The sequence below is a fragment of the Pollutimonas sp. M17 genome (assembly GCF_025836975.1).
In the GTDB taxonomy this organism is placed as follows: domain Bacteria; phylum Pseudomonadota; class Gammaproteobacteria; order Burkholderiales; family Burkholderiaceae_B.
The window spans coordinates 3618585-3635647 of the sequence record NZ_CP107548.1 but is presented as its reverse complement, the minus strand read 5'-3'; the positions used below and the strand labels follow the sequence as shown (position 1 = coordinate 3635647).

16 protein-coding genes are annotated in these 17063 nt (G+C 60.6%); 13 read left to right on the top strand and 3 right to left on the bottom strand.

The genetic code is table 11. The annotated features are described in order from the left end of the window. The first annotated feature begins 2 nt into the window (after positions 1-2). The 4 genes from OEG81_RS17020 (at position 3) to OEG81_RS17005 (ending at position 3430) form a co-directional block, all read left to right on the top strand. Complete coding sequence (locus tag OEG81_RS17020) at positions 3-719, top strand: 2OG-Fe(II) oxygenase (RefSeq protein WP_264132641.1); 717 nt, start codon at positions 3-5, stop codon at positions 717-719. 39 nt (positions 720-758) lie between these two features. Beyond that, positions 759-1403 (top strand): DNA oxidative demethylase AlkB, encoded by a 645-nt coding sequence (gene alkB, locus OEG81_RS17015; RefSeq protein ID WP_264130457.1) that lies wholly within the window; start codon positions 759-761, stop codon positions 1401-1403. A gap of 98 nt (positions 1404-1501) precedes the next feature. Further along, complete coding sequence (gene ada / locus OEG81_RS17010; protein WP_264130456.1) at positions 1502-2593, top strand: bifunctional DNA-binding transcriptional regulator/O6-methylguanine-DNA methyltransferase Ada; 1092 nt, start codon at positions 1502-1504, stop codon at positions 2591-2593. Between the two features lie 57 nt (positions 2594-2650). Continuing rightward, a complete protein-coding gene (locus tag OEG81_RS17005; protein ID WP_264130455.1) occupies positions 2651-3430 on the top strand; it encodes an SDR family oxidoreductase in 780 nt (259 codons plus the stop codon). Here the strand turns inward: OEG81_RS17005 and OEG81_RS17000 are convergent. Further along, positions 3412-4128 (bottom strand): GntR family transcriptional regulator, encoded by a 717-nt coding sequence (locus OEG81_RS17000; protein WP_264130454.1) that lies wholly within the window; start codon positions 4126-4128, stop codon positions 3412-3414. The genes OEG81_RS17005 and OEG81_RS17000 overlap by 19 nt on opposite strands. Positions 4129-4255: 127 nt before the next feature. Here OEG81_RS17000 and araD point away from each other — a divergent pair, with 127 nt between their 5' ends. The 4 genes from araD to OEG81_RS16980 all read left to right on the top strand — a co-directional run bounded on the left by araD (position 4256) and on the right by OEG81_RS16980 (position 9627). Further along, positions 4256-5986 carry an L-arabinonate dehydratase gene (gene araD / locus OEG81_RS16995; protein WP_264130453.1) on the top strand — a complete coding sequence of 577 codons (1731 nt, stop codon included), beginning with the start codon at positions 4256-4258 and terminating at the stop codon, positions 5984-5986. Between the two features lie 34 nt (positions 5987-6020). Beyond that, positions 6021-6740, top strand: a complete 720-nt coding sequence (locus OEG81_RS16990; protein WP_264130452.1) for a ribonuclease activity regulator RraA — start codon at positions 6021-6023, stop codon at positions 6738-6740. A gap of 75 nt (positions 6741-6815) precedes the next feature. Further along, on the top strand, positions 6816-7805 hold the full coding sequence (locus OEG81_RS16985) for a Bug family tripartite tricarboxylate transporter substrate binding protein (RefSeq protein WP_264130451.1): 990 nt from the start codon (positions 6816-6818) through the stop codon (positions 7803-7805). A gap of 199 nt (positions 7806-8004) precedes the next feature. Then, positions 8005-9627 (top strand): MFS transporter, encoded by a 1623-nt coding sequence (locus tag OEG81_RS16980; RefSeq protein ID WP_264130450.1) that lies wholly within the window; start codon positions 8005-8007, stop codon positions 9625-9627. 34 nt (positions 9628-9661) lie between these two features. On the opposite strand, the gene OEG81_RS16975 is transcribed toward OEG81_RS16980, so the two are convergent. After that, on the bottom strand, positions 9662-10009 hold the full coding sequence (locus OEG81_RS16975; protein WP_264130449.1) for a two pore domain potassium channel family protein: 348 nt from the start codon (positions 10007-10009) through the stop codon (positions 9662-9664). A gap of 285 nt (positions 10010-10294) precedes the next feature. Here OEG81_RS16975 and OEG81_RS16970 point away from each other — a divergent pair, with 285 nt between their 5' ends. The 3 genes from OEG81_RS16970 (at position 10295) to OEG81_RS16960 (ending at position 12267) form a co-directional block, all read left to right on the top strand. Continuing rightward, complete coding sequence (locus tag OEG81_RS16970) at positions 10295-11356, top strand: calcium:proton antiporter (RefSeq protein WP_264130448.1); 1062 nt, start codon at positions 10295-10297, stop codon at positions 11354-11356. A 197-nt stretch (positions 11357-11553) separates the two neighbouring features. Beyond that, positions 11554-11850 (top strand): low affinity iron permease family protein, encoded by a 297-nt coding sequence (locus OEG81_RS16965; protein ID WP_412034085.1) that lies wholly within the window; start codon positions 11554-11556, stop codon positions 11848-11850. 147 nt (positions 11851-11997) lie between these two features. After that, a complete protein-coding gene (locus OEG81_RS16960; RefSeq protein ID WP_264130446.1) occupies positions 11998-12267 on the top strand; it encodes a hypothetical protein in 270 nt (89 codons plus the stop codon). 1 nt (position 12268) lies between these two features. Here OEG81_RS16960 and OEG81_RS16955 read toward each other — a convergent pair whose 3' ends face one another. Continuing rightward, positions 12269-14524, bottom strand: a complete 2256-nt coding sequence (locus tag OEG81_RS16955; protein WP_264132640.1) for a sensor histidine kinase — start codon at positions 14522-14524, stop codon at positions 12269-12271. A gap of 43 nt (positions 14525-14567) precedes the next feature. On the opposite strand from OEG81_RS16955, the gene OEG81_RS16950 reads away from it, so the two are divergent. Together OEG81_RS16950 and OEG81_RS16945 are read left to right on the top strand one after the other, a co-directional pair. Then, complete coding sequence (locus OEG81_RS16950) at positions 14568-15473, top strand: response regulator (RefSeq protein ID WP_317135358.1); 906 nt, start codon at positions 14568-14570, stop codon at positions 15471-15473. 114 nt (positions 15474-15587) lie between these two features. After that, positions 15588-17054 carry a TolC family outer membrane protein gene (locus OEG81_RS16945; RefSeq protein WP_264130445.1) on the top strand — a complete coding sequence of 489 codons (1467 nt, stop codon included), beginning with the start codon at positions 15588-15590 and terminating at the stop codon, positions 17052-17054. The last annotated feature ends 9 nt before the right edge of the window (positions 17055-17063 follow it).

The following is a 17063-nucleotide window of genomic DNA, read 5'->3' as shown; positions in this document are numbered from 1 at the left end:
CCATGACCGCTATCGACGAGGTGCGGCGGCTTGAACGGCAGGATTGGGAGGCCGTCAGGCGGGAACTCGATGCGAGCGGCAATGCGGTGCTGCCGGGTTTGCTGTCGGCACGGGAATGCGCCGGCCTGGCGGCCTTGTATCCGCTGGAGCACGGTTATCGTGCGCGTATCGTCATGGCGCGCCATGGTTTTGGACGGGGGGAATACAAGTACTGGTCCTATCCGCTGCCACCCCTTGTCCAGAGGCTGAGGGAGATGCTGTATCCGCAACTGGTCGAGGTTGCCAACCGGTGGAACCGCCAACTGGGCATCGACCTGAGCTATCCCGATACGCTGGAATCCTTCCTGGGCCGATGCCACGCCGCGGGCCAGGCAAGGCCCACGCCGCTGATGCTTCAGTATGGCGCGGGCGACTACAATTGCCTGCATCAGGACCTGTATGGCGAACATGTTTTTCCTTTGCAGGTTGCCATCTTGCTATCGAGCCCCGGCAAGGATTTTACCGGGGGCGAGTTCGTCATGACGGAAAGCGGTTCGGGCTACCAGCGCGCCGACGTCGTGCCGCTGCGGCAAGGCGACGCCGTCGTCTTCACCGTGAACCACCGCCCGGTCCGGGGCAAGCGTGGCGGTGCGCGCAAGGCGGCCATGCGCCATGGCGTCAGCCTGGTGCGCAGTGGGCATCGCCACACGGTGGGCCTGATCTTCCATGATGCGCGCTGACCCACGAAGCCAGGAATCCTGAATGAGTGCCCAGACGAAATGAATGGCGAACTATTCCCTCCGCTGGAAGGCGAACGCGAAGCGCTGGGCCCTTGCGCATTCGTGCTGCGCGGCTTCGCTTTGCCGTATGTGGATGAGCTGCTGACCGCCATCTCGGATCTGGAGCGAAATGCTCCGTTCAGGCACATGGTCACGCCGGGCGGTTTTTCCATGTCGGTGGCGCTGACCAATTGCGGTGCCCTGGGCTGGACGACGGACAAGCGCGGCTACCGCTACACGGAAATCGACCCCGACAGCGGCAAACCTTGGCCGACCATGCCGCCGGCATTCGATCGCCTGGCGCGCGAGGCGGCCTGCGCGGCGGGCTTTCCCGATTTCCGGCCCGACGCCTGTCTGGTCAATCGCTACCGGCCGGGCGCCCGGCTGTCGCTGCATCAGGACAAGAACGAACGCGACTACGATGCGCCCATCGTGTCGGTGTCGCTGGGCATGAGCGCCGTTTTCCTGTTCGGCGGACATGAACGCGGCGACAAGGCGCTGAAGGTTCCGCTGCATCACGGCGATGTGGCGGTATGGGGCGGCGAGGACCGGCTGCGCTATCACGGCGTGATGCCGATCAAGGACCACCCGCATTTCCTGCTGGGAAGCCAGCGCATCAATTTCACCTTCCGCAAGGCGGGGTAAGCGGTGCCCTCCAGTCTGAAATTACAGCGCAAGAAACAGGATGCTTGCGATTGAATTCCGGCATATGCTGAATGCACTTCCATTTGAGGGCAGATGCCATGAAGGCGACCCCTGACACAGATGCGGTGGCGGCGTGCCCCCCCTACCTTACGGACGATCAGCGCTGGGCGGCTGTACAGGCCCGCGATCCGGCCGCGGACGGCCATTTCGTCTACGCGGTCCGGACGACCGGCGTCTATTGCCGGCCCAGCTCCTCGGCGCGCCTGCCCAGGCGGGAGAACGTGGAGTTCTTCCCGGACAACGCGGCGGCCGAGGCGGCGGGCTACCGGCCCAGCCGGCGGGCGGCGGCTGACCGAACCGCAGCCGCGGCTCAGCGCGCATCCATCGTTGCGCAGGCCTGCCGGCGGATCGAAAGCGCCGAAGCCCCTCCCGGCCTGGACGAGCTGGCTGCCTGGGCGGGCATGAGCCCCTTTCATTTTCATCGCATCTTCAAGGCTGAAACAGGCCTGACGCCCAAGGCTTATGCCAGCGCCGTTCGCGCATCCCGGCTGCGCGGCGAGCTGGGTACAGCCGGCACGGTCACCGATGCCATCTACGAAGCGGGATTCAATTCCAATAGCCGGTTCTACGAAGAGTCGGCGGCTATCCTGGGCATGCGCCCGCGCGACTATCGCGATGGCGGCCAGAACGCGAGTATCCGTTTTGCCGTGGGACAGTGCTCGCTGGGCGCCATCCTGGTTGCGCAAAGCCAGCGCGGCATCTGCGCAATCCTGTTGGGCAACGACCCCGACCTGCTGGTACGCGACCTGCAGGACCAATTTCCCAAGGCGCGGCTTACAGGCGGCGACGAAGGATTCGAGCGGCTGGTGGCGCAAGTCGTGGGATTCATCGAAACGCCGGAGACAGGGTTGAACCTGCCTCTGGACGTGCGGGGCACGGCGTTTCAGGAGCGGGTGTGGCGGGCGTTGCGCGAGATACCGCCGGGCGTCACGGTCAGCTATGCGCTGCTTGCCGAGCGTATTGGTTCGCCCAAGGCGGTGCGCGCCGTCGCTCAGGCTTGCGGCGCCAACCCCATCGCGGTGGCCATCCCCTGCCACCGCGTGGTGCGTCGCGATGGCGATGTATCCGGCTATCGCTGGGGCGTGGAGCGCAAACTCGAACTGCTGCGGCGCGAGGCGCCCCTGCTATAGAATGGAACGCTCGTCGTCATCGATGCATGGCGCTTGCACACAGGATCGGAGGAAAGCATGGATTTGGGAATCAAGGGGCGGCGGGCTGTGGTATGCGGCGCAAGCGCCGGACTGGGGCTGGCCTGCGCACGCTCGCTGGCTGACGCCGGAGTGGACGTCGTGATGGTGGCGCGGGGTGCCGAGCGGCTTGAGGCGGCGGCCGCCGAGCTGCGCGAGCAGGCTTCCGGCCAGGTAAGCACGATCGCCGCCGACATCACGACCGCCGAGGGACGGACGCGGGTCCTGGCGGCGCTGCCGGATCCCGATATCCTGGTCACCAATGCGGGCGGTCCCCCACCCGGCAATTTCCGCGATTGGGATCGGGACGACTGGATCAAGGCCCTGGATGCCAATATGCTGACGCCCATCGAGCTCATCAAGGCAACGGTGGACGCGATGGCTGAACGCAAGTTCGGGCGTATCGTGAACATTACATCCAGCGCCGTCAAGGCGCCCATCGACATCCTTGGCTTGTCCAACGGCGCGCGCTCCGGCCTGACCGGCTTCGTCGCCGGCGTGGCCCGCGCCGTGGCGCAGCACAATGTCACGGTCAACAATCTGCTGCCCGGCCCCTTCGACACCGACAGGCTGGCGTCCACGCTGGAGGCCGCCTCCCGCATGTCGGGCGACTCGCTGGACAGCGTGCGCGCAGCCCGCATGGCCGGCAATCCCACGCGCCGTTTCGGCCGTCCGGAAGAATTCGGCGCCACCTGCGCTTTCCTGTGCAGTGTGCATGCGGGCTATATGACGGGTCAGAATGTGCTGCTTGACGGCGGTGCCTATCCGGGTACTTTTTGACCCACAAGCACGTAATCGGGGTAGTTGCGGCAGATTTCGTCGATCTGGTTCAGCGTGCCGGATAAATGCTGGCGCAGGACGTCCTGCGCACGCGCCGGATCTTGTGCGGCAATGGCATCGACCAGGCGCTGATGATCGTCGATGACGCGCTCGGCCTTGCCAGACTCGGGCAAATGCAAGCGTCGCAGCCGATCCACATGGCCGCTGTAGCGCTGCGCCAGCTCCCACAGGGCACTCACACCGGCGGCTTCATGCATGTCGCGATGAAAGGCCCGGTCAGCGGCGATGAATTGGGGATATTGGTCGGCGCCGCGGTTGGCGCGCTGTACATCTATATGCGACTGCAATCGGGAAATCAGCAGCGGGTCGGACCGGCTTGCCAATTGATGGACGATTTCCAGTTCGATGGAGCGGCGTAAAAACTGGGCCTGGCGCGCCGCCTTGATATCGATGCGGCTGACGACCGTTGCATTCTGCGGGTAGATGTCGACCAAGCCTTCTTCGGACAGGCGAATCAATGCATCGCGTATCGGCGTCTGGCTCAAGCCGAAGGCTTCCGCCAAGTCTGTGCGCGACAGGACCGTTCCGGGCGTCAAATCCAGCGAGACGATGAATTCCCGTAGCTTGTCGAACACCTGCGGGGCGGCGTGACGCGAACGATCCAGTTGTAGTGGCGGCAGAGTTGCTGACAAAGCCATAAAACGATCAATAAAGTGCCTTCAATCCGGGGATTGTACCGATAATCAAAGTCATTGACATACTAATATATTAGTGTTTCAATCGCTTCATCCCACGAATCTAGACTCATGGATATGGCACTCGGTTATGACTAGGAACTACGACAGCCTGCGCAGCGCCCGCTGGATGGCGGACGATGACCTGCGTTCCTTCGGACATCGCTCACGCATGATGCAAATGGGTTACGGGCCCCAGGATTGGGCCGGCCGCCCCGTTATCGCCATTATCAATACCTGGTCGGACCTCAACCCCTGCCATAGCCATTTCAAGCAACGCGTCGATGACGTCAAGCGCGGCGTGCTGCAGGCCGGAGGGTTTCCGGTGGAACTGCCCGCGATCTCGGTTCCCGAGGCATTCGTCAAGCCGACCACCATGCTGTACAGAAACTTCCTGGCCATGGAAACCGAGGAACTGCTGCGCAGCCATCCCGTCGATGGAGCCGTGCTCATGGGCGGCTGCGACAAGACCACACCGGGGCTGATCATGGGCGCCATCAGTGCCGGCCTGCCTTGCGTATACCTGCCGGCGGGACCCATGCTGCGCGGAAACTGGAAGGGCAAGGTGCTGGGTTCGGGATCGGACGCCTGGAAGCTTTGGGATGAGCGGCGCGCGGGCAAACTCAGCAAGGTCGAATGGATAGGGGTAGAAGGCGGCATTGCCCGCAGCTACGGTACCTGCATGACGATGGGCACCGCGGCAACCATGACCGCGATCGCCGAGGCCATAGGCATGACTCTGCCGGGGGCCTCGTCGATTCCCGCAGCCGACGCAAGCCATATGCGCATGTCCGCGGAATGCGGCCGGCGGGCCGTCGAAATGGTCTGGGAAGACCTGGGGCCGGCGAAAATATTGTCCGCGGCCTCCTTCAAGAATGCGATCAATGTGGCCATGGCGCTGGGCTGCTCCACCAATGCCATCATCCACCTGATCGCCATGGCGCGCCGGGCGGGTTGCCCGGTGGACCTGGATGATTTCGACGCCGCAAGCCGGAAAGTGCCGGTCATCGCGAACATCCGGCCCAGCGGCGACACCTACCTGATGGAAGACTTCTACTACGCGGGCGGGCTGCCCGGCCTGATGTCGCGCTTGCATGAATATCTCGACCTGTCCGCGATGACGGTTACCGGAAAGACGCTGGGCCGGAACATCGAGGGCGCCGAAGTCTATGACGATGACGTGATCCGCCCCTTGGAACAGGCCATTTACCAAGAGGGGGCGCTGGCGGTGCTGCGGGGAAACATTGCCCCTGACGGCTGCGTGATCAAGCCCAGCGCCTGTGCTCCGCAATACCTGCGGCACACGGGCCCCGCCCTGGTGTTCGACGATTACCCAAGCATGAAAGCCGCCGTGGAAGACGAAACGCTGGACGTGACGGCGGATCACATTCTCATTCTGCGCAATGCGGGCCCGCAAGGAGGGCCGGGCATGCCCGAATGGGGCATGCTGCCGATTCCGGTCAAGCTGGTGAAGCAGGGCGTGCGCGATATGCTGCGCCTGTCCGATGCCCGCATGAGCGGCACGAGCTATGGCGCCTGCATACTGCATGCGGCGCCGGAAGCCTATATCGGCGGCCCCTTGTCGCTGGTGAAGACCGGCGATCTGATCAGCGTCGATGTTCCTGGACGTTCCATACACCTGAATGTCAGCGATGAGGAACTGGCCGCGCGCCGCGCAGCGTGGGTTCCGCCGCCAAAACGGTACGAGCGCGGCTACGGCTGGATGTACTCCAGGCACATCCTGCAGGCCAATGAGGGTTGTGATTTCGACTTTCTTGAAACCGGCTTCGGGGCGCCCGTGGCCGAGCCCGACATTTATTGATCATCGATTTCCATCTGACATTCCGGAGCCATCCGTGTCCCAATTAAAAAACGAAACCCGTGCCGGCCTGGCCAAGGTGAGTACCGCCACGTTGTGCACCGCCTTGTTCAAGCGCGGCTTGCGCAATCAATTCATACAGGATGTGCGTCCGCTTAATCCGGATCTGCCCAATATGGTGGGCCAGGCATTCACGCTGCGCTACATTCCGGCGCGGGAAGACCTGAACACGATAAAGGTATTCGAAGACCGGGTGCATCCGCAGCGCGTCGCCGTGGAAACCTGCCCTCCCGGAGCCGTGCTGGTCATCGACAGCCGCAAGGATGCGCGCGCCGCGTCGGCGGGCTCGATTCTGATAGCGCGGCTCATGCAGCGGGGCGTCGCAGGCGTCGTGACCGACGGAGGGTTCCGCGACTCGCCGGAGATCGCGAAACTGGGCATGGCGGCCTATCACCAGCGGCCCTCCGCGCCGACAAATCTGACGCTCCATCAGGCGCTGGATATCAATGCGCCCATTGGATGCGGCGATGTGGCGGTATTTCCGGGCGATGTGGTCGTGGGCGACGCCGAGGGCGTGGTGGTCATTCCCGCAGCCATTGCCGATGACATCGCGGAAGAAGCCGTGGAGATGACCGTGTTCGAGGATTACGTGACCGAGCGCGTGCAGCAGGGCAGTTCGATCGTTGGGCTGTATCCGCCCACCGATCCGGCTACGAAGGACGCCTTCGCCGAATGGCGCAAGGCGCATAAACGCTGAGCGAGCGGCCGCCGGCTCCGCCCAAGGACCAAGCCGCCCGCAAGCATCAGGATAAATACAATCCAGGAGACAACCATGAAGACCCAACGCCGTATTCTGCTTAATACCTTGCTTGCCGGCAGCCTGCTTGGCATTGCCGCCGTGCCTGCGCAAGCCTCCGATTGGCCTGCGGCCAAGCCGATTTCCTATGTGGTTCCCTTCACCGTCGGCGGTTCCACCGACGTGGTCGGTCGCATGCTGGCCAGGAAGCTGGCCGAGCGCCTGAACCAGAATGTAATCGTGGAAAACAAGCCGGGCGCGGCGGGCGCCATCGGCGCAACGTATGTGGCCAATGCGGCGCCCGACGGCTACACCTTGTTCGGCGGCACCATCAGTACGCATGCCATCAATGCCAGCCTGTACAAGAACCTGAAGTACGATCCCGTCAAGGATTTCGAGCCTGTGTCGCTTATCGCATACCTGCCGAACGTGCTGCTGGTCGACCCCAACCTGGGCGTGAACACGGTGGCCGAACTGATCGAGGTGCTGAAACGCAGCCCGGACAAACGCACCTTCGCCTCTTCGGGAGCAGGAACTTCGACTCATTTGACCGGCGAGCTGTTTGCCAACGCCATCGGCGTGCCGCTGACACATGTGCCGTACAAGGGCACGCCGCCGGCCATGGTGGATGTTTCGTCCGGCCAGGTGACGTTCATGTTCGACCAGATGACGGCCGCCTTGCCGCTGCTGGAGGCGGGCAAGCTGAAGCTGGTGGCCGTCACCACCAAGGATCGTATTGCGCTCTCGCCCAAGACTCCCACCATGGAAGAGGCCGGTGTGGCTGGCTTCAATGTGGCGTCGTGGCAGGCCGTGTATGCGCCCAAGGGCACGCCCAAGCCTATTCTGGACCGCCTGGCCCAGGAGCTGTCCGTGATCGTGAAAGATCGGGAAGTGCAGGAGCAACTGGGCAAGACCATGGGCATGCAGCTGGTGGGAAGCACGCCCGAACAATTGCGCGACTTGATGGCTGCGGAGATCCCGCGCTGGGCCGATGTCGTGGAAAAATCGGGAGCCATCATCAACTAGACAGGCTGTCGTGGATGCCGGCAACTGGGAAGGCCGGCATCCGCGGACGGAGTTTATCGGGCCTGCCGCGGATGGCTGGGCGTAGCAGCCCGCCATGGGCCGGCACCAGGTGCAAAGCACGTAGCTCTTATGACTCAACTGTCATAAGATATTATCTAGTACTTGGAAAGCCTTGCTTCGCCACGGACCGATATCCCTCATGAGTGTTTCCCCGCTTACTCCATTCAAGCACGTCACCTTCCGCACCTTATGGACAGCCACGCTGGCGTCCAACCTGGGCGGCTTGATACAGACCGTGGGCGCGGGCTGGATGATGACCACCATATCCACGTCCGACGACATGGTGGCTCTGGTGCAGGCGGCTACGACGCTGCCCATCATGATTTTTTCGCTGGCGGCCGGGGCGCTGGCCGATAGTTTCGAGCGCCGCAACATCATGCTGGTGGCGCAGATATTGATGATGGCGGTATCGACCATCCTGGCCGTTTTCGCGATGGCGGGACTGCTTACGCCGTGGCTGCTGCTGGCGTTCACCTTCTTCATCGGCTGCGGCACGGCGCTGCATAACCCATCCTGGCAGGCCTCGATGGGCGACCTGGTCCCGCGCGAGGATCTTCCGGGGGCGGTCACGCTGAACAGCATGAGCTACAACCTCATGCGCAGCATCGGCCCGGCGGTCGGCGGCATGATCGTTGCGGTCGCGGGCGCCGCGTTTGCCTTTGCGGTGAATGCCGTCAGCTACATTGCCCTGATCAGGGCGCTGGCGCGCTGGAAGCCGCAGCGCGCGGCTCAGATCTTGCCGCGCGAATCCTTCGGCGGCGCCATTTCGGTGGGGCTGCGCTATATCGCCATGTCGCCCAATTTGCTGAAGGTCATGTGCCGCAGCTTCCTCTTCGGACTTGCCGCGGTATCGGTGCTGGCCTTGCTGCCTCTGGTCACCCGCGACCTGGTGGCGGGCGGGGCCTTCTCCTACGGCATCATACTGGGCTGCTTCGGGGCGGGAGCCATCTGCGGGGCCCTGCTCAATGCGCGTGTTCGCGACCGCTGGAACAATGAAACCATCGTCCGCGCCACCTTCCTTATTTTCTCGTTCAGCGTCGTGGCGTTGTCGCAAAGCCGCCAGATGTGGCTCAGCTGCCTGGCTGTGCTGCCGGCTGGCGCATGCTGGGTCATGACGCTGTCGCTCTTCAACGTGACCGTGCAGCTATCGACGCCGCGCTGGGTGGTGGGGCGCGCCCTGGCGCTATACCAAACAGCCACTTTCGGCGGCATGGCGGCGGGCAGCTGGATCTGGGGCGTGACGGCCGAAGCCCATGGCGCGGATGGCGCCTTGATCGCATCGGGCGTGGTGCTGGTGCTGGGTGCGGCAGTGGGATTGCGCTATGTATTGCCTGAGTTCAGCAAGCTCAGCCTGGATCCGCTGGATCACTTCAACGAACCTGCCCTGAAGCTGGACTTGAGGCCGCGCAGCGGTCCCATCATGATCATGGTGGATTACGAGATCGCCCAGCACGACGTCAATGCGTTTCTTTCCGCCATGGCGCAGCGGCGCCGCATCCGGCTGCGCGATGGCGCCCGGCAATGGTCGCTGCTGCGCGACCTTGAAAACCCGGGCATCTGGACCGAAAGCTATCACGTGCCGACCTGGCTGGAATACGTGCGCCATCATCAGCGCCGCACCCAGGCGGACGCCGAGGTGTTCGATCGTCTGAAGGCCCTGCATCGGGGGCCGAATCCGCCCCGGGTGCACCGCATGATAGAACGCCAGACCGTACCCATACGAGACGATATGCCGCTGAAGTCGCATACGGACATACCATAGGCCGGATCGCGTATCGGCCCGGCATGCCGCCGCCTCAGTCGCTATCGCCATCCAGGTGAAACTTGTGGACGAGGCGATGTGCAAGCGGCGCCAGTACCAGGCCCAGTGTGGCGACGAACACCAGCCCCACAAGAATGCTGTATAGCGCGAAAAACAGCTTTCCCGCGACGGTGGCGGGCATGATGAAGGGGCCTATGCCCGCCAGGATCAAGGAAATGTTCAGGATGGCGTCATGCCAGTGTATGGGCTCCAGCCACAGATGGCCCAGCACGCCCACCGAGAGCGTAATGCCGACGATGATCGCAGCCAGACCCACATGCCTTAACAGGCGCAAAGTGAAATGCCGTCCGGGCATCAAAGGTTCGTTCTTGGACTCGTACATATCCACTCTCCTGGGCGATATGCTTTTTTGCCGTGGCGGCTGCCGGCCGGCGGAATTCATGGAGGCATCGGCTTGACGGCAGACATGCCGGTAAGCGGATGTAATCCTAGCCTAAATTGCGCGACGCCGCGACCCGGGGCGGTGCGCCCGTTCGGAGTCCCGGCATGAGAATTGCTAAGACCGCTAGGATATCGACATTCCGAGGCCCCGCAAGTCAGGAAAATGACCACAAAAACAACAATGACGCTCCAGACCCTGAGTCGGGCGGCCGCGAAAGAGTGGCTTATGCTTGCCGCCGCGCTGGCCGCCGTATTGGCGTACTCTTTTGAGCCCGTCCTGCAGGGTTCGGGCCGAAGCGTTGCGATTGCGACGGCGGTGGTGCTGATACTGCTGATCATCGGAGCATCGCTGCGGGTTTCCCATCACGCCGAGATCATCGCGGAACGGCTGGGGGACCCGTACGGCACCATGATACTTACCCTTTCGGCCGTACTCGTCGAGGTGATCGTGCTGGCCATCATGATGAGTCACGAGCCCTCGCCAACGCTCGTGCGCGATACCATCTATGCCGCCGTCATGCTGGACATCAATGGCATCCTGGGCCTTGCCGCATTGATGGGGGGGCTGAAGCACGGCGAACAGGACTACAACGACGACTCGGGCAAAACCTATGGCGTGATGATTCTTACCGCCATGGGCATATCCATGGTGGTGCCGGAATTCATTCCGCGTGCCGATTGGCATATCTATTCCGCATTCACGATCGGCGCCATGCTGATGCTGTATGGCTTGTTCTTGCGCATGCAGGTAGGCGTTCATAGCTACTTCTTCAGCTATAACTACCGGGTCAAGCACAAGGACAAGGAGCGGTCGCCGCCAACGCAGGAGCCGGAATCGCGCAACAGGTCGATTTTTCTATTGATATCCGGCATTGTCGTCATTGCCGCGGTGGCCGAAATAATGTCAAAGGCGCTCAAGGTCGGCATCTCGGGCATCGGCGTGCCTCCCATCGTATTGGGCCTGGTGGTGGCGACGATATCGGCTTGCCCGGAGATTCTCACAGCCTTGCGGGCGGCATTGGCAAACCGCATGCAGTCGGTCGTCAATATCGCCATGGGGGCGTCGCTGTCCACGGTCATCTTGACCGTGCCCGTCATGGAAGCCATTGCCTTGTTCAACGGCGTTCCCTTTCAGATGGCCATGACCCCGGTGCAGTCGGTCATGGTGGCGCTGACGCTGATCGCGGCGGCGATCAATTTGAATGACGGCCAGAGCAACGCGATTGAAGGAATGACGCATTTCGTACTTTTCGCCACGTTCTTGATGCTGGCGTCTCTCGGTTTGTAAATCAGCCGGACACAAGGCAAGGAGCTTGCAGGATGGACCAAAGAAATACACCCCTATATTCCGGCAGTGCAAATCCATGCGCAGAGAGCGGCAAAGAGCCTGGCGGAGACAAGAGCCGGGATGACGGCCAACATCGCACGGTATTGCACGTCTTCGATCAGTGCGCTTCGCATGTGACCAAGTGGGCCGGATCGCCCTTGGCCTTTTCCCTGGCCTTTCTGGTGGTGTTGGCATGGGCCGTGAGCGGGCCCATATTCCAATACTCGGAAACCTGGCAGCTGGTCATCAATACCGGTACGACCATCATCACTTTCCTGATGGTTTTCCTGATACAGCAGAGCCAGAACAAGGACAGCCAGGCGATGCACTTGAAGCTGGATGAACTGCTTCAATCCATCAAGGAGGCGCGCGACGAAATGATCGACATCGAGGATTTGTCCGAAGAGGAGCTGCAGAAACTGGCGGAGCAGTTCAAGCGCAAGGAAAAACTATAGCCGCTGGCTTGCGCTTCATCTTTTGGCATATGGCCGAGGGCGACGCCGCGCATGTGGATTTTATGGCCGCGGGAACAGTGCTTGCTGCCGCTTGCGGCAATCCCATCAATCCGCTGTAGATTACCGCAAGCCAAAGCGAGGTCAACCATGGTGACGAAAGACGATAGAGCGGCCCCCGATATCATGGCCGATTCATACCGCAGGGAAACCACCCGCAAGGAGCGGGACAAAAACACGAAGTCAATAAAAGAAGGGCAGCGTTCGCTGGTGAACGCGCCCGTCGACCCCAATTCACCGACGACGCGCATCAATTTTCCGCCCGGGGTGGAGCCGGAAGACGCGGCAGACCCGGGCCGTGCGACACCGGGCGCGCCGCCAGTCGAAAATCAGTCGGGTAAAGGGCCTGGACGGAAATAAATCAATGGCCCGTATCTGCCAAAGCCATGGATTCTATTTGCTCCAGATCCAGGACATACAGGGCATTCCTGACTTCATTGAAGAAGCTTGCATAGCCAGGGTAAGCCTTGCCCTGAATACGTAGCCAGTCTTCAATATCGGTAAGTTGACCGTCACGGGCGAGCTTGGCCAAGTCCACGCGGATCTCGGCTGGCGGCATAGGGGTCTGGTCCGCGATACGAAATTTGTCGCTGGCGGCCGGGGGCGCGGCGTTTTCAAGCGGAGTCGACCAGCATATTGTTTGGTCGCCAATGGCTTCCACATGAATCTGAAAGCTGAATTGACTTCCCATGCCGGCTGCGCTTTTGACGGTTAGTTTTCCATCCATGTTCTCGACTATGCTCTGGGCGATATACAAGCCCAGTCCGGCACTCCCTTGGTGGATCGCCTCTTGCTCGAAAGCACTGAAGATGATGGATTGCTTTGCCGGATCGATGCCGCGCCCGGTATCGGACACGGAAAATGCCAATGACCAGCCGGCTTGATCCCGGGCCGCATGGACGGCCAATCGGATATGGCCGTTACGGGTAAACTTGGCCGCATTGGATATCAGGTTCAGCAGGACTTGCTGCAGGCGTTGGCTGTCCAGTATCGTGGTGGCGGGTATAGCGCTTTGGACATCCATTTCGAACTGATTATTCTGCAGCGAGCAAAGACTGAGGGCGCACTGCAGGACATCATCCAGAATCTGCTCCATATCGGTAGGTGACGGCTTGAGCTCAAGCGGCTTGAGTTCATTTTTTGCATATTCAAGCAGTTCATCAATCAACTTTAGCTGGTATTGAGCGCTGCGTTCGATGGCTTTGACGTTGCGGTCCTGTTCGGCGGTCACGACGTCTCCCAACAAGCGGGTGTAGCCTACTATGGTCGCTGTGGGAGCGCGCAAATCATGTCCTATGTAGCCCAGGGTCTCGGTTTTTTGGCGGCTTTTCTCTTCGGCATACTGCAGCGCCTTGTTCAGTTCCGTCGTCTTCAGGGCGATTTGTTCTTTTAAACGCTCCTGTTCTCGAGCTTGCCAATCGATAAGCGTGTCTTGCGCAGCTTGGCGCTGTTTCCCGATGAGAACGATCCACGCCGTCAGGACGGCCAGATTGGTCGCCAGGCCGCCCAATGCAATAATCGGGTTGGTACCCGGATTGCCCAGCCCTATGTCGACGATGAATTGCGGCAAGAAGCCCAGACGCTCGACCGCACGCAATGAGGAATGAAAGAGGATGAACAGGCCGGTCAACAGCATCAGCCGTCCGGTCGGAGCGGCATTCTTGAGTAGCAGGAAAGCCGCAACCGGCATGCTGATGCCGAACAGAAGAGATGTGATCAGCCCAAAATATGCCGCGAAGTAGGGGTCCAAGAGCAGGGCTGCAGCCGCTACGGCCAATTCGAGGACGGCCAGGGCTATGTAATAAGGACGGGCTGGCCAATGAATCTTTTCGCTTCGGGCCATGATCAGGACAAACGCCATGAACATGAATAAGGAAAGATGCCCAAGGACAAAGGCGCTGCGGTGAGCCCATTCGATGGCTTCAGGCCAAAGATGCAGCTTGGTATAGTTGCGTATGGTTGCTTCGTACAGGGTGATGACTACGCATAAGGCGGACAGTACGAGGAATCGAAAGCTGGGTGACAGGACGCCAATCAGCAGGGCGCTCCATGCCAGTGCAAGCAGTCCGCCGAACAGGATGCCGTCCCATAGCGTGGTCCGATCGACGACATTCAAAAATGCGGCTTCGGAGTACACCCTTGGTTGCAGGTTGATTGCTGAACTGGACTCCAGGCGCATGAATATCCGGATGCGTTCGCCAGGGCCCAATGACAGGGCAAGCGCCTGCCTGTGCAGGGACTCCTGATCCTGCTCTGACAATGGTATCTTCTGGCCGGTCGAAATATGGCTCCAGGCCGTGCCACGCTCTATGTAGTAATCCAGGCGGGCCAGTGTCGGCGTGCCTGGCCACAAGCGCAAAGAGTGGCGTTCAGCCTGGTCGTTGACGATATCCATGCTAAGCCACCAGGCCGACCTCGAATACCCGATCTGCAAGTCTTTGGCCGTCGCCGGCCGGAAGCCGCGGGGGTCGTCAAGAGGCAGCCTGGCGGCTTGATCGATGGTCATGGCCCCGCCGGCATCTTCGTATACTTGAACGTGGCCTGAAAACGAAACCGGCCAGTTATCATTGTCTTGCAAAGATAGAGGCTCGCCTTGGCAAAGCGAGGCACAGGCCATCAATGCGAGAGCAAAAAGCCGCCGCGATATATAAATTGGGATCATGGTTGCGAAAGTTACGTCCTTTGTGCCAGGCGGCGCAATGGGATGGACAGCATTTTCTATAGAAGCTCAGTTAAGAATAGTAAATTTTCCTGCGATGCCATTTCATAACCCGACACTTCCAAAGTTCCATATTCTGCTTATTGACGACAGTCCGGATGAATTGCGCTTGCTGATCGAGACGCTAAGAGGCACGCGGTGCCGGATCAGCGTGGCGTTCGACGGCCTTCAGGGATACGAACGGGCTGTTGCCAGGGTGCCCGATCTGATACTGCTGGATGTGCGCATGCCTAAGCTGGATGGCTTTGCGGTATGCCGTCAGTTGAAAGCCAATCCCAGGACCGCCCGGTCGCCCGTGATATTTTTGAGTTCGGCAAGCGATTTGGACGAGCGCCTGACCGGGCTGCGCGAGGGGGCTGTGGATTATATCCTGAAGCCGTTTTCGCCCGAAGAAGTGCTGGCTCGGGTACAGATACATCTGGCCCTGGCATCAAGGGCGGATGGCGGGGAGCCGGAAGATGGCAACACGGAAAGCGGGGAAAGCAGCAAGCAGGTTCTGGTGCAAGCGGCGAAGCGCTATCTACTCGAGCGCTTGGCCGATGCGCCCAGCCTTCAGGCGCTTGCCGACGCGCTTGGCTCGAATCCCAAACGCCTGACGCGGGCATTCAAGGATGTAACGGATGGAACGGTATTCGAGTTCCTTCGTCTTGAGCGCATGCTCCTGGCAAAAAGACTGCTGATGGAAACAACATTGAGCATTGCCACGATTTCAGAAGAGGTAGGTTTTTCCAGTGCCGCCAACTTCTCCACGGCCTTCCTGGAATACAGTGGATTGTCTCCATCGGCCTATCGAAACGCCGGACCTCGCGTCGAAGCCGCGCCTCTTCAAGGCGAAAATAACAAATAATGTAAATAGACGCAAAATTGCGTCCGAGCAAAATGTTTTGTCCCTCCGGCAAATCTGATTTTTGATCTGTAACTTTAGCATTCGGCATTCTTCAATGCGTGTCCAGGAATCCCTATGCTCAAGTTTTCTCTTCGGCCCTTCACAATTTCTCTAGCTCTGGCTGCGGCGACACCTGTATGCGGCGCGGCTTCCTCCGGAACTACTGTTGCAAGTTTGCCTGAGGTGGTGGAGCGAACGGTGCTGCAGAATCCCGAAATCAAAGCTCGATATCAGGATTTCGTGTCTTCGCTGGAGGCGCAAAACGTTGCTCGCGGCGGCTACTTCCCGCGCGTGAATGCACAAGGATGGACGGGTAGGGAATACCGGAACAGTGCATCGGGATCCGGCACTGATCGCTGGAGCCGAAACGGATACAACCTGGAACTGCGCCAGCTGATATTTGATGGATTTCGTACGAGCGGAAGCGTGGAGCAGACCGGCTTCGAAAAGCTCGCCAAGTACTACGAGCTGCAAGCGTTGACCGATGCCACCGCAGCCGAGGCGGCCCAGGCCTACCTTGATGTGCAGCGCTATCGCGAACTGAACACGCTGGCAAAAGAAAACTTTGCCTTGCATGAGCAAACGCTTGCACAGATACGCGAGCGGACCGCTTCCGGTGTGGGAAGGCGTGTGGACCTGGAGCAGGCGGTCGGCCGGCTGGCTCTGGCGCAATCCAACTGGTTGACGGAGAAAGGCAACCTGCTGGACGTGGAGCAGCGTTACATGCGGATTACGGGATCTGCGCCGGCCGTGAAACTGATGGCCGCGCCGAAGTCCTCTTTTCAGATGCCCGAAAATCCGGAAGATTTTTCGGCCTACATGCGAGGAAACCCCGGCTTGCTTTCCAAGCAGGCGAGCGTGCAGGCGGCCGGCAGCGGCATAGACGTGGCCAAGTCCCAATTTTCGCCGACGCTGGAGTTGAGGGCGTCCACCGGCACGGACCGCGGACAATACGGAACAGACACTCGTACGCATAGCACCAATGTGCAACTGGTAATGAGCTACAACCTGTTCAACGGTGGAGCGGACCGGGCGCGCATACGTCAAACGACTGCGCAGCGCTATGCGCAAGTCGATCTGCGCAATCATACCTGCCGCAATCTGTACCAGGACTTGTCCATTGCCTGGAACAATGTGGCGCGCTTGCGGGAGCAGTTGCCCTTCTTGCGTGCTCACCGCGTCGCCACGCAAAAAGTACGGGATGGGTATCACCAGCAATTCCAGATAGGCCAGCGGTCGCTGATGGATTTGCTGGACACCGAAAACGAGCTTTTTCAGGCCAATCGGGCATACGTGAATGCTCAGTATGAGCAGCGCATTCTCGAGTACCGCTGGCTGTCCCTTGCTCACCGCATTCTTCCCGCGCTTGAGCTTGCGCCGCCCGAGGTCGAGCGGCCTGAAGAGGGCAGCAAGCTGGACCTTGGGGAAGAGCTACTGGCCGCATGCGCGACCGCCGCGCCCGATACCTCTCTCTTGACCCCGGTCGGAATCGAATACGGTGAGGGAGAAATGCCCCCGACCCTGGTCTACGAAAAATCGTGAAAGCACGGC

Bases quoted from the DNA above. Each gene is read 5' to 3' on its own strand.
- OEG81_RS16970 (WP_264130448.1), top strand. From the start codon at position 10,295: ATGCTTGCCGCCGCGCTGGCCGCCGTATTGGCGTACTCTTTTGAGCCC.
- alkB (WP_264130457.1), top strand. From the start codon at position 759: ATGAATGGCGAACTATTCCCTCCGCTGGAAGGCGAACGCGAAGCGCTG.
- OEG81_RS16960 (WP_264130446.1), top strand. From the start codon at position 11,998: ATGGTGACGAAAGACGATAGAGCGGCCCCCGATATCATGGCCGATTCA.
- OEG81_RS16985 (WP_264130451.1), top strand. From the start codon at position 6,816: ATGAAGACCCAACGCCGTATTCTGCTTAATACCTTGCTTGCCGGCAGC.
- OEG81_RS16955 (WP_264132640.1), bottom strand. From the start codon at position 14,524: ATGGCCTGTGCCTCGCTTTGCCAAGGCGAGCCTCTATCTTTGCAAGAC.
- OEG81_RS16945 (WP_264130445.1), top strand. From the start codon at position 15,588: ATGCTCAAGTTTTCTCTTCGGCCCTTCACAATTTCTCTAGCTCTGGCT.
- OEG81_RS16950 (WP_317135358.1), top strand. From the start codon at position 14,568: ATGGTTGCGAAAGTTACGTCCTTTGTGCCAGGCGGCGCAATGGGATGG.
- OEG81_RS16975 (WP_264130449.1), bottom strand. From the start codon at position 10,009: ATGTACGAGTCCAAGAACGAACCTTTGATGCCCGGACGGCATTTCACT.
- OEG81_RS17005 (WP_264130455.1), top strand. From the start codon at position 2,651: ATGGATTTGGGAATCAAGGGGCGGCGGGCTGTGGTATGCGGCGCAAGC.
- OEG81_RS16980 (WP_264130450.1), top strand. From the start codon at position 8,005: ATGAGTGTTTCCCCGCTTACTCCATTCAAGCACGTCACCTTCCGCACC.
- OEG81_RS17020 (WP_264132641.1), top strand. From the start codon at position 3: ATGACCGCTATCGACGAGGTGCGGCGGCTTGAACGGCAGGATTGGGAG.
- OEG81_RS17000 (WP_264130454.1), bottom strand. From the start codon at position 4,128: ATGGCTTTGTCAGCAACTCTGCCGCCACTACAACTGGATCGTTCGCGT.
- ada (WP_264130456.1), top strand. From the start codon at position 1,502: ATGAAGGCGACCCCTGACACAGATGCGGTGGCGGCGTGCCCCCCCTAC.
- araD (WP_264130453.1), top strand. From the start codon at position 4,256: ATGACTAGGAACTACGACAGCCTGCGCAGCGCCCGCTGGATGGCGGAC.